We start from the raw sequence: 11,211 nt of genomic DNA, 5'->3' as shown, positions 1-11,211 counted from the left end.
CCCTGGAGGAGTTCCGGGCCCGGCTGCGGGCGGTCGCCGGCACCGACTTCGGCGCGCACGCGCCGCGCTGGCTGTCCCGCTTCGGCGACGCGACCCGGCAGGCCGCGACGTACCGGGTCGACCGGGTGCTGCTGGCCGGGGACGCGGCACACGTCCACCCGCCGACGGGCGGGCAGGGGCTCAACCTCGGCGTCCAGGACGCGTTCAACCTGGGGTGGAAGCTGGCGGCGGCGGTCGACGGGTGGGCGACGGCCGAGCTGCTCGACACGTACCACGCCGAGCGCCACCCGGTGGGCGCCCGGGTGCTGGCCAACACCCGGGCCCAGATGACCCTGCTCGGCACCGCGCCGGGCGCCGTCGCCCTGCGCGAGCTGCTCGACGGCCTGGCCGACATCCCGGAGGTCAACCGCCGACTGACGGCGATGGTCTTCGCCCTCGACATCCGCTACGACTTCGGCCCGGGCCCCGACCTGCTCGGCAGCCGCCTGCGCGACCTGCCGCTCGGGCAGGGCCGTCTGTACGACCTGATGCACGGCGGGCGCGGCCTGCTGCTGGACCGGACCGGACGGCTCTCGGTGGCCGGCTGGGCGGACCGGGTGGACCAGGTGGACCGGGTGCTCGCGGTCGGCGCTGAGCTGGACGCCCCCGCGGCCCTGCTGCGCCCGGACGGCCACGTGGCCTGGATCGGCGAGGACCAGGAGGGGCTGCGCGGGGCGCTGGAGCGGTGGTTCGGCGTGGCGGCGGCCTGACGGTTGGGGGTCCGCCGGGTGGGTGGCGTCCCCGCGACTTTCCTGACTTGTCGTCAACTCCACTCCCGGGCAAATGTCTTGCGTCCGGCCGGAGCTGCTGATTGAGTGCTGTGGCACCGTTCGACCTGCATACGGACTGCTCCGTCGCCGTGCCGCGCCCCGCGCCGGATGCGGCCACGCGGGACCGGCGAACGACAGCTCCGGGGGGATCCCATGCAACCGACCGAACCACCGGCCCCTGACCGGCCGGCCACGGCGCCGACCGTCCCGCCACCGGCAGCGGCGCCCACGGCACCGTCCTCGGCACCACCACCCGCACCCGCGCCCGCAGGTCCGTCGGCGGCTCCGCCGATGCCGGGGTACGCCCCGTCCGGACTGCGGGTCGCGGTGACCCGGCGGATCCTCTGGGTCGGGAACGCCGCCTACCCACTGGCCACGGTGGCCCGGGTCAGCGTCACCACGATCGTGCCGAACTACGGAGCCGCGATCCGGCGGTTCCTGAAGTTCGCGGCGATCGTCTGCCTGACCGGCCTGGGAGTCCTCCTGCTGGTCACCATCACGAACGCGGCCCGGTCCAGCAGCGACGGGTCGAACAACGGCGCCGGCGGGGTGGTCGTGTCGGCGCTGATCCTCCTGGCGGGCTACTTCGGCATCGACACCCTGCCGGTCCTGCTCAGCCGTCCGCTGCACGCGATGGCCGTCGACACTGCGGGGCCACCCACGGCGCTGGTCGCGTGGAAGCGGCAGGAGCCCGCGTTCGCGCTGGCGAACGCCGTCACCGAGGCGATCGAGAACCCGCAGGCCGAGTTCCAGCAGCTCATCCAGAACACCGTCGTGGACATGCGGCGGTACCACCACGGCGACAACGTCAACATCTACGGCGGCCAGGGGAACACGGGGGTCTCGAAGTGAACGGCGACACCGGCGGCAGGGGGCCGCGCCACCACTACGGCGACCGGGTCACCGTGCACGGCGGCACCCACAACATCGGCATCCAGCACAATTACGGCACCGCCGGCGAGCCGGGCCTGCCGCCCGAGCTCGCGGCGATGTTCACCCAACTCGCCACCCTGGTCACCCAGCTGGTCGGCGACGACCGGGTGGGCGAGGAGGACCGGCAGAGCCTGGCCGAGACCCTCCCCGTCCTGACCGAGCCGGCCGGGACCGAGCGCCGCCACTGGCGCAACACCCTCTACCTGCTCACCAACCTGGCGCACGACATCGGCGACGCCGCCGGTCCGATGCTGGGCCTGGCCACCGAGCTGATCAACCTCATCCGCGGCTGACCCACCCGCGGTCCGGCCGCCGACCCGCCCGCTGTCACCCGTGCGGCGGGGCCGCACGGGTGACCGTCGCCCGGTCCGGCGGCCGGATCCGGCGTGTCCGGGGCGGGGCGGCCGGGCGCTCGGGGTGTGCTGTGACAGCAGGGACGCGTGCGGTGCCGACCGGGCGGCCGCGGCCTGCCGAGTCATGGAGGTTCCGTGAAGTTCATCCAGATCATCGAGTACCGGACCAGCCGGATCGACGAGTTCAACGCGCTGCTGGACCGGTGGGTCGAGCAGAACGCGGGCCACCGGCTGGCGGGGCGCTCGTCGCAGACCCGCGACCGCGACGGGCAGGACGTGTACCTGAACATCGTGGAGTTCCCGTCCTACGAGCGGGCGATGGAGAACTCCGGCCGCCCGGAGACCACGGAGTTCGCGGCGCAGCTCGCGGCGCTGTGCGACGGCCCGCCCACCTTCCGCAACCTCGACGTACTGCGGGACTGGACCTTCGAGGACTGACCCGTCTTGGCGCGATCCTGATGCCCCGCCCCTTGACAGCACGACCGGGCAAAGAAGTGATCAAGGAGCGCGGAGGCGCTTCCCAGGCAGGGCGGGATGGTGCGCATACCGCCCAGGGGTGGACCGGACGGACAGACTTGACGGCATCCTGATGGCCAGATCCTTGACATTGGCCGCCCTGGCTATGTGCCGCCCTCGGGTCTGGGCATACGATGCCCCGCATGCCTTCGAGAATGGGAATCATCAAACGGCTGCTGGTCGGCCAGCCGATGCACAACGAGATGCTCGGCGAAGCGACCCTGTCGAAGAAGATCGCGCTGCCGGTATTCGCCTCCGACGCGCTGTCCTCGGTCGCCTACGCGACCGAGGAGATCCTCTTGGTGCTCTCCGCCGGGGGCGTCGCCCTGTTCCACTTCACCTGGTGGATCGCCGCCGCCGTCGCGCTGCTGATGCTGGTCGTGGTGGCCTCGTACCGCCAGAACGTCCACGCCTACCCGTCCGGCGGTGGCGACTACGAGGTCGCCACCACCAACCTCGGCCCCAAGGTCGGCCTCACGGTCGCCAGCGCGCTGATGGTCGACTACATCCTGACCGTCGCGGTCTCCGTCTCCTCCGGCGTGGCCAACCTGGCCTCCGCCTTCCCCGCGCTCAACAGCCACGTGGTGCTGATCGCGGTGCTGATCATCGCGGTGATCACGCTGATGAACCTGCGCGGCGTCCGGGAGTCGGGCACCGCCTTCGCCATCCCGACCTACTGCTTCATCGTCGCGATCGTCGTGATGATCGGCTGGGGCCTGTTCAAGATAGCCACCGGCCACCCGCTGCACTCCGAGAGCGAGCACTACCAGATCAAGGCGACCGGCACCTTCGGCGGCATCGGCCTGATGTTCCTGCTGCTGCGCGCCTTCGCCTCCGGCTGCACCGCGCTCACCGGCGTCGAGGCGATCAGCAACGGCGTGCCCGCGTTCAAGGCACCGAAGAGCAAGAACGCCGCCACCACGCTGGCCCTGCTCGGCGCCATCGCCGTGTCGATGTTCGCCGGTGTCACCGCGCTCGCGCTGGCGGGCCACGTGCACGCCGCCGAGCCCGCGAACCTGATCGGCCTGGCCGACGGCCAGACCCCGCGCACCGTGATCGCCCAGGTCGCCCGCTCGGTCTTCGGCGACACCTCGCCGCTCTTCTACATCCTGCAGTTCGTCACCGCGCTGATCCTGGTGCTGGCCGCCAACACCGCCTTCAACGGCTTCCCGGTGCTCGGCTCGATCCTCGCCAAGGACGGCTACCTGCCGCGCCAGCTGCACACCCGCGGCGACCGGCTGGCCTTCTCCAACGGCATCATGCTGCTGTCCGGCGCGGCCATCCTGCTGGTGGTCGTCTTCCAGGCCTCGCCGACCCGCCTGATCCAGCTCTACATCGTCGGCGTGTTCGTCTCCTTCGTCTGCAGCCAGACCGGCATGATCCGGCACTGGAACCGCAACCTGAAGACCGCCACCGACCCGGCGGCCCGCCGCCACATGATCCGCTCCCGGGCCATCAACGCGGTCGGCGCCGGCATCACCGGCATCGTCCTGGTGATCGTGCTCACCACCAAGTTCGCCAAGGGCGCCTGGATCGTGGTGGTCGCGATGCCGCTGATCTGGCTGATCATGCGCGGCATCCAGCGCCACTACGCGGCCGTGGCCGCCGAGCTGACCCCGCCGCCCGGCAAGGGCGTGACCCCGCCGTCCGACAACCACGCGGTGGTGCTGGTCTCCAAGCTCCACCTGCCGACCATCCGGGCGCTCGGCTACGCCAGCACCACCCGCCCCACCCGCCTGGAAGCCGTCACCGTCGACCTCGACCCGAACGACACCGAGGCGCTGCAGCGGGAGTGGAAGGCGCGCGAGATCGAGATACCGCTCACCGTGGTCGCCTCGCCCTACCGTGAGATCACCAGCCCGGTCGTCGACTACGTGAAGCAGCTGCGCACCGAGAAGCCCAACGACATCGTCACCGTCTACATCCCCGAGTACGTGCTCGGCCACTGGTGGGAGCAGATCCTGCACAACCAGTCCGCGCTGCGGCTCAAGGGCCGGCTGCTGTTCCAGCGCCGCGTCGTGGTCGCCAGCGTCCCCTACCAGTTGCAGTCCGCCGAAAGCCGCACGTCCTGACGGAACCGCCGCCCAAGGAGGCCGTAGCCATGGACACTTCGCTCGGTACCGCGCACGGCGCCCTGCCGCGCCCGGCGGCCCACACCCGGGGCCGCGGGGCGCTGGCCCGGCTGGCCCGGAGCAGCACCGACCTGCACGCCGAGCAGTTGGCCGCCGCCGTCCCCGACGGCGGGGCCACCCGGATCGCGGACGCCCCGGACCGCGAGGTCGTCAGCCTGGTCGGCACCCTGCGCAGCGTCACGCTGCGGCCGGTGGGGGGCGTCCCCGCGCTGGAGGCGCACCTGTGGGACGGCACCGGCTCGGTGACGCTGATCTGGCTGGGCCGCCGCGAGATCGGCGGCATCCGGCCGGGGCTCACGCTCAAGGTCCGCGGGCGGCTCAGCTCCGCCCGCGGCCGCCGGGCCCTGTACAACCCCGCCTACGAGCTGCACGCCCCGACGGGCGGCTGACCCGCCGGCTCCCCCCTGACGAGCCCCCGGCCCGCGCACCGCGCGCCGGGGGCTCGGGCGTGCGCGGCCGCACGGTCCGTCAGGCCCCGCCGGAGGCCGGCAGCACGAGCGGACCGGTCATCGGCCCGGCCGGACCGGCCGGACCGGCGCAGGCGAGCAGGGCGCCCAGCGCCGTCCGCTCGTGCCGGACCTCGCGACCGTCCCGGACCGAGGCCACCAGGCCGGCCGCCCGCAACGCGCTCGCGTGGGCGGAGGCCGAGCCGAGGCTGAGGCCGAGGCCCCGCGCCAGCAGCGTCGTGCTCAGCGGCTCGGCGAGCAGGCGCAGCGCCCGGGCCCGCGCGGTACCGAGGACGGCGGCGAGCGCGTCCCCGTCCGGACCGGCCGCGCCGACCGGGACGCCGGGGCCGGCGGGGTAGACGAACAGCACCGGTTGCCCGGGCAGGTCCGCGACCAGCGGGACGGCGGTCCAGTGGAAGGTCGGCAGCACGACCAGCCCGCGACCCGCGACCCGGACCTCGCGGTGGTAGGAGGCCGGCAGCTCCCACTCCCCGTCCTGCAGTCGCGAGCCGGGGCCCAGCGAGAGCAGCGCGGCCGCGACGCCGTGCTCGGCCGCGGTGAGCGCGTAGCGGGCGAACTCCGCCCGGTGCCAGGCGGCCGTCGTCGGCCAACCAGGGGCGAGGACCACCTCGTAGGCGTCGCGCAGCGCCCGGCAGAGCAGTTGCCAGGCCTGCTCCTCGCCGCCCACCAGATCGCGGACCCACGGCGCGGGGGCCCGGCCGCGGTCGGCGCGGACCCGCTCCACGCCGGCCAGCACGAGCTCGGGCGGAGTGCTGCGCACGGCGTGCAGGCCCTCGTCCAGGCCGGTGCTGACCGGGTCCAGGAACGGCGGGCCGAGGTGGGCCGAGACCAGGTCCCAGAGCGGACGGGTGGTCACCGGCAGGCTGCGGCGCAGGCCTTGCCGCCACCGGCCGAACAGGGCGTCGCCGTCGGTGCGGCGCAGCATCATCAGCGCGAGCTTCAGCTCCACCAGCGGAGCGGGCCGGGGCGCGAAGCGGACCCGGGCCAGGTCGGCCGCGGTCAGCCGGAGTCTCAGCACGGTCCGCCGCCCCCGTCGTTTCGGACACTGCCAAAACCTTCGCACCGGTGGCCCCGGCCGCGCCAGTCTCGTGCAGGGCGCGGTTCGCGAGGCAGCGAGGGCAAGCGAGGCAGCGCGCCCGCTGTCCGCCACTCGCGGTTCGCCGTCCGCGGTCCGTCGTTCGCCGTCCGCCGTCCGCCGTCCGCCGTCCGCCCTGGGAGTTCCGGATGACCCGTCGTCAGATCGGCCCGCCGGGCCTGGCCGTGCCGGTCGCGGTGGCCGGGGCCGTGCTGCTCGCGTGCTGCGCCGCCCCGCCGCAGGCTGTCGCGCCGGCGACCGCACCCGCCTCGCCGCCGATGCCCGCCCCCGCCTCACCGGCGGCGACCGCTCCCGCCGAACCGGCCTGCGTCGCAGCGGGCCGGCCGTCCCCGGACGACGCCGTGATCAGCGTCCGCGGTCCCGGCGGCGTGTTCCCCGCGGTGGTGCTCGGGCGGGGTCGGCGCACCGTGGTGCTGTCCGACCAGAGCGACCGCGACCTCTGCTCCTGGCTCCCGACCGCCCGACGGCTGACCGGCGCGGGGTACCGCGTGGTGCTCTGGGACTACGACGCGGGGTACCCGGTGCAGGAGCTGTCGGCCGTGGTGGCGGCGGTCCGGGCCGCCGGCGCGGGGCCGGTGGCGCTGCTGGGTGCGTCCAAGGGCGCGAAGACCTCCGTGGTCGCCGCTGCCGGGCTGCGCCCGGCCGTCGCCGGGGTGGCCGCCCTCTCCGCCGAGCAGGTGCTCAGCCCCGACACCGCGGTGGTCGACTACGTCCCGCGCCTGCCCTGCCCGCTGTTGCTCGTCACTTCGGTGGACGACCCGTGGGGCTCGGCCTCCGCCGCCGACGCGTTCCGGGTCGCCGCCCGGCCCGGGACCGCCCAGGTGGTCGCCCTGCCGGGTGCCGCCCACGGGGTGGACCTGCTCAGCGGCCCCACCGCCGACGCCGCGTCAGCGGCTGTCGACGGCTTCCTGCTGCGCGTGCTCGGCTCCGCCTAGGGTGCTCGGTGGGCCGGGTCGGCCGACCGATCCGGCAGGTGCCCGGTCGGGCGTCCGGCGGGCCGGGTCGCCCGCCCGGTCGGCCAGGTGCCCGGTCGGACCGGTAGGGCCGCTCAGTCGGGGCCCGGCGCGGTTCTGACGGGCAGTTCGTCGGGCCAGATCAGCAGCACCGGGCACGGCGCGTGGTCGACCACGTAACGGCTCGCGGGGCCCAGGCTGTGCGGGCCGGGCCGGCTGCGGTGGCCGTCCCGGGCCAGGACGAGCAGCTCGGCCCCGTCGGCCGCGGCGACCACCTCGCGCTCGATCCGGCCGGTCCGCTCCACCCGGGTGCAGGCGCGGGCGAGCCGGTCGGCCGCGGCGGCCAGCAGCTGCCGGCCGGCGGTGTCGGCCAGCTCCTCGACCCGGTTGCCGGGATCGCTCCCCCACCCCTGAGCCGCCTGCGGCCCGCGCCGGTGGCCGCGCCCGAGGAGGCCCGCGAACGCACCGTGCGCGACGCCGGGAACCTCCTGGTCGCCGACGTGGAGCAGGACGATCTCGGTGTCCTGCGGCGCGTGCACCCGGGCGGCGTCGACGCAGCTGGGCCAGGTGCCCTCGGTGATCCAGACGACGACTGACACGGCCTCACCCTCCGACGGTCTGCAGCGCTCCCCACAGTGCCACCACGGCCGCCACCAGCGCCGCAGGCACCACGAGCAGGCCCAACCGGGTGAACTCGCGCAGGTCGACCTCGCTCTCGTGCTCCCGGACGATCCGCCGCCACAGCAGGGTGGCCAGCGATCCGGCGTAGGTCAGGTTGGGGCCGATGTTCACCCCGAGCAGCACCGCCAGTACCGCCCCCGGCCCGTTCGGCGCCGCCAGCGGCAGCAGCACGAGCGTGGCCGGCAGGTTGTTGATCAGGTTCGCCAGCACCGCGGCCAGCACGGCGGTGCCCAGCAGGGCGGGCAGCGCGGTGCCGTGCGGGACGAGGTGCGCCAGTCCGCCGGCGAGCCCGTGGTCGACCACCGCCCGGACCACGATGCCGAGCGCCAGCACGAAGGCGAGGAAGGGCAGCGCGGCCGACCGGACGATCGCCCGCGGCGTGGTGCGGGCGCGGACCAGGGCGCGCACCGCCAGCACCAGCGCGCCCGCCAGCGCGGCCCAGGCCGGGTTGACCCCGAGCGCGGAGGTGAGCACGAACCCGGCCAACGTGCCGGCCACCGTGAGCAGGGCGAACAACGGCATCGGCGGCGCCGCGACGACGGACGCGGTCCGCGGGCCGGCGTCCAGGTCGGTGGCGAAGAACCGGCGCAGCACCAGGTACTCGACGCCGATCGCCACCAGCCAGGGCAGCGTCATCAGGGCTGCGAAGCGGGTGAAGGCCAGGCCGCTGGCGGCGAAGGCCAGCAGGTTGGTCAGGTTGGAGACCGGCAGCAGCAGCGAGGCGGTGTTCGACAGGTGCGCGCAGGCGTAGACGTGCGGTTTGGGTCGCACGCCGAGCCGGGCGGCGGTGGCGAAGACCACCGGGGTGAGCAGCACGACCGTGGCGTCCAGGCTGAGCACCGCCGTGGTCACCGAGGCGAGCGCGAACACCTGCACCAGCAGTCGGCGCGGCCGCCCGGCAGCGCTGCGCGCCATCCAGGCCCCGCAGGCCTGGAACAGGCCCTCGTCGGCGCAGAGCTGGGCGAGCACCAGGACGGCCGCCAGGAACCCGACCACCGGCCCGAGCCGCCCCGCCTCGGCCGCCGCGCGGGCCGGGGTGATCAGGCCGGTGGCGATCGCCACGCCGGCCGCCGGCACCGCGACCACCGCCTCGGGCCACCCCCGCGGCCGCGCCACCGCGCAGACCAGCACCACCACCAGCAGGCCGACCGACAGGGCCTCGGCCCAGGACGCGTTCAGGGGTCTGCTCCTCGCGGGTGCGGGTTCGGGTACAGGTACGGGTGTGGATACGGGTACGGCTGTGGATACGGGTACGGCCGGGCACGGCAGCCCCCATCGAAGCAGACGCCCGGGCGGGGACGGCGCCGTGGTCAGGGCTGGAACGGCCCCTGGTCGACGAACTGCCGCAGCAACTGCGCGAAGTCCCGGGCCTGCGACGCCGGCCAGGCGGCGAGCGCGTCCTCGATCCGGGCCGCCAGGCGCTCGCGCGTGGCGGTGACCGCCTCGTCGCCCGTGTCGGTGAGGTGCAGCAGGGTGGCCCGCCGGTCGGCGGGATCGGCCTCGCGCCGCAGCAGGCCCGCCTCCTCCAGGCGGTCGGCGCGGCGGGTCACGGTGGTGCGGTCGAGCCCGATCTCGCGACCGAGGTCGGCCGCACTGCACGGGCCGGTGCGGGCCAGCCCGCTGAGCACCGGGTAGGTGAGCTCGTCCACGGCGGCACCGAGGCCGTCGGTCAGCTGGGCGTACAGGCCGGCCCGGGTGCTGCGGCGCAGCAGCACTCCGAGGGCCTCGGCGATCTCGTGTCCGGTCGTGGTCGGCATGCCATCAGATTAGCGTGCGCGGAACACGCTTCTCGTAGTACTGTGGCGATGCGTGCTTGACGCACGCATCTCTCTCGACACTCCTGGAGGCGTCCCGTGTTCCGCACCGACATCCGCACTGCCCTCACCGACCTGCTGCTCACCCCCGGGCTCGCCCTCGACCGCGCGGCCGACCGGCACTTCGCCCCCGACTACCGCCAGCGCACCGACGGCAACTGGGCCGACCGCCGGGAGTTCCTCGACCACATCGCCCACCTGCGCGCGGTCGTGGCCGACGGCTCGGTCGAGGTGCACGAGGAGCTCACCGACGGGGACCGGTACGCCGACCGGCACACCGTCACGGTGACCAAGACGGACGGCTCCACCGTGCGCATGGAGGTCTACCTGTTCGGCGAGTTCGCCCCGGACGGCCGGTTCCGGCGGATCGAGGAGACCACCCTCCTGCTCGAAGGAGGCGAAGGCGACCGCGACCTGGGCAGCGCCCGCTGAGCGGGCGGGAGGGGGTGCGGCCGGGTGGGCGGGCAGGCCTCGCCGGAGGGGCGGCCGGGCGGGACCCGCCGCGCCACCGTCAGTCCTGCGCCGCCGCCCGGGCCCGCGCCCGGGCCCGGCGGTCCGTCAGCCCCGTGCCGTGGGCGCGCCCGCCCGGCGGCGACGGCGGACCCGTCCGACGGCCACCCCGACGGCCACCGCGCCGCCGACGGCCACCAGGGCGAGCACCACCCGCGGCGCCAGGGACGCGTGCGGCACGGGGGCCGACACGGGCGCCGGGCCCGCCGGGGGCGTGGCCGCGGGCGTCGGTGCCGTACTGACGGCCGGCCCGGCGGACCCCGCGCCGGACGCCGGTCCGGGCGAGGCCGGCCCGGACGGGCCCGCCCCGGACGAAACCGCTCCGGTCGGCGCCGGGAGCGCGGTGACGCTGACGTCGGCCTGACCGCGCCCCAGCGCCGGGAAGCCCGCCTCGACGCTCACCCGCCACTGGCCGGGCGGCAGCGCGTCCGCGGTGGTGAAGGTGTTCGGCGAGCCGTCCAGCCGCACCAGCGGCCACGGGCCGACCGCGCGCCCGTCGGTGGCGGAGGCGCGCAGCATGGCGGCCACCGTCTCGGTGACCGGGTCGCCGTCGTTCTCCCAGGTGGCGACCGCCCGGGTGTGGCCGTCGACCAGGGCGGTGACCTCGAAGTGGATGGTGTCACCGTGCGCGGCACCGGGCTGTGCCCCGGCGAGGGCGGCGACGGCGGTGAGGAGGACCAGCGCGAACGCGGTCAGCAGGGTGGCGAGGGGGCGGCGCTGCGCGGGCACGGGTTTCCTCCGCGGAGTGGGACGGATGGTGGGACGGACGGCGGACCGGACGCTGGACCCGGCGGACGGCGGACAGCGGACCGGGCTCTGCGCCCGGCGGGCCAGGCACTGGGCCCGGCGGCGGCGCCCGGCGGCGCCCGGCGGTGGGCCCGGCGCACCGCGCCGGAAGCCCGGTGGGGCCCGCCGTGCGGCAGCGGGCCCCACCGGTGTCGACGGCG

At 75.2% G+C, this 11,211-nt stretch carries 13 protein-coding genes; 8 read left to right on the top strand and 5 right to left on the bottom strand.

Annotated elements, in window-relative coordinates; genetic code table 11:
• The 6 genes from ACFW1A_RS32360 to ACFW1A_RS32335 form a co-directional block, all read left to right on the top strand.
• On the top strand, positions 1 to 749 hold a 749-nt coding region (locus ACFW1A_RS32360; protein ID WP_380415216.1), incomplete at its 5' end, for an FAD-dependent monooxygenase.
• A gap of 351 nt (positions 750 to 1,100) precedes the next feature.
• Positions 1,101 to 1,661, top strand: coding sequence for a DUF6232 family protein (locus ACFW1A_RS32355; RefSeq protein WP_380415214.1), 561 nt, complete (start codon positions 1,101 to 1,103; stop codon positions 1,659 to 1,661).
• Positions 1,658 to 2,035, top strand: coding sequence for a hypothetical protein (locus ACFW1A_RS32350; RefSeq protein ID WP_380415212.1), 378 nt, complete (start codon positions 1,658 to 1,660; stop codon positions 2,033 to 2,035). The genes ACFW1A_RS32355 and ACFW1A_RS32350 overlap by 4 nt, the downstream gene beginning before the upstream one ends.
• A gap of 195 nt (positions 2,036 to 2,230) precedes the next feature.
• The gene (locus ACFW1A_RS32345) at positions 2,231 to 2,533 is read left to right on the top strand and encodes a hypothetical protein (protein WP_380415210.1); all 303 of its coding nucleotides are present in this window, start codon (positions 2,231 to 2,233) and stop codon (positions 2,531 to 2,533) included.
• Positions 2,534 to 2,754: 221 nt separating this feature from the next.
• Complete coding sequence (locus ACFW1A_RS32340; RefSeq protein WP_380415208.1) at positions 2,755 to 4,683, top strand: APC family permease; 1,929 nt, start codon at positions 2,755 to 2,757, stop codon at positions 4,681 to 4,683.
• Between the two features lie 29 nt (positions 4,684 to 4,712).
• Positions 4,713 to 5,132, top strand: coding sequence for an OB-fold nucleic acid binding domain-containing protein (locus ACFW1A_RS32335; RefSeq protein ID WP_380415206.1), 420 nt, complete (start codon positions 4,713 to 4,715; stop codon positions 5,130 to 5,132).
• Between the two features lie 79 nt (positions 5,133 to 5,211).
• On the opposite strand, the gene ACFW1A_RS32330 is transcribed toward ACFW1A_RS32335, so the two are convergent.
• Positions 5,212 to 6,228 carry a winged helix-turn-helix domain-containing protein gene (locus ACFW1A_RS32330; RefSeq protein WP_380415204.1) on the bottom strand — a complete coding sequence of 339 codons (1,017 nt, stop codon included), beginning with the start codon at positions 6,226 to 6,228 and terminating at the stop codon, positions 5,212 to 5,214.
• A gap of 206 nt (positions 6,229 to 6,434) precedes the next feature.
• Here ACFW1A_RS32330 and ACFW1A_RS32325 point away from each other — a divergent pair, with 206 nt between their 5' ends.
• On the top strand, positions 6,435 to 7,241 hold the full coding sequence (locus tag ACFW1A_RS32325; RefSeq protein ID WP_380415202.1) for an alpha/beta hydrolase: 807 nt from the start codon (positions 6,435 to 6,437) through the stop codon (positions 7,239 to 7,241).
• Between the two features lie 113 nt (positions 7,242 to 7,354).
• Here the strand turns inward: ACFW1A_RS32325 and ACFW1A_RS32320 are convergent, their stop codons facing one another.
• The 3 genes from ACFW1A_RS32320 to ACFW1A_RS32310 form a co-directional block, all read right to left on the bottom strand.
• On the bottom strand, positions 7,355 to 7,858 hold the full coding sequence (locus tag ACFW1A_RS32320; RefSeq protein ID WP_380415200.1) for a universal stress protein: 504 nt from the start codon (positions 7,856 to 7,858) through the stop codon (positions 7,355 to 7,357).
• Between the two features lie 4 nt (positions 7,859 to 7,862).
• A complete protein-coding gene (locus tag ACFW1A_RS32315) occupies positions 7,863 to 9,119 on the bottom strand; it encodes an SLC13 family permease (protein WP_380415218.1) in 1,257 nt (418 codons plus the stop codon).
• Between the two features lie 131 nt (positions 9,120 to 9,250).
• Positions 9,251 to 9,697, bottom strand: coding sequence for a MarR family winged helix-turn-helix transcriptional regulator (locus ACFW1A_RS32310; protein ID WP_380415198.1), 447 nt, complete (start codon positions 9,695 to 9,697; stop codon positions 9,251 to 9,253).
• Positions 9,698 to 9,793: 96 nt separating this feature from the next.
• Here ACFW1A_RS32310 and ACFW1A_RS32305 point away from each other — a divergent pair, with 96 nt between their 5' ends.
• Complete coding sequence (locus ACFW1A_RS32305) at positions 9,794 to 10,186, top strand: nuclear transport factor 2 family protein (RefSeq protein WP_380415196.1); 393 nt, start codon at positions 9,794 to 9,796, stop codon at positions 10,184 to 10,186.
• 126 nt (positions 10,187 to 10,312) lie between these two features.
• Here the strand turns inward: ACFW1A_RS32305 and ACFW1A_RS32300 are convergent, their stop codons facing one another.
• On the bottom strand, positions 10,313 to 10,993 hold the full coding sequence (locus ACFW1A_RS32300) for a hypothetical protein (protein WP_380415194.1): 681 nt from the start codon (positions 10,991 to 10,993) through the stop codon (positions 10,313 to 10,315).
• Positions 10,994 to 11,211 lie beyond the last annotated feature (218 nt).

Origin of the sequence: Kitasatospora sp. NPDC058965 (genome assembly GCF_042741245.1) — a bacterium.
Classification (GTDB): domain Bacteria; phylum Actinomycetota; class Actinomycetes; order Streptomycetales; family Streptomycetaceae; genus Kitasatospora.
Note: the sequence above shows the minus strand (reverse complement) of the source record. Positions and strands in the feature narration are given on the sequence as shown.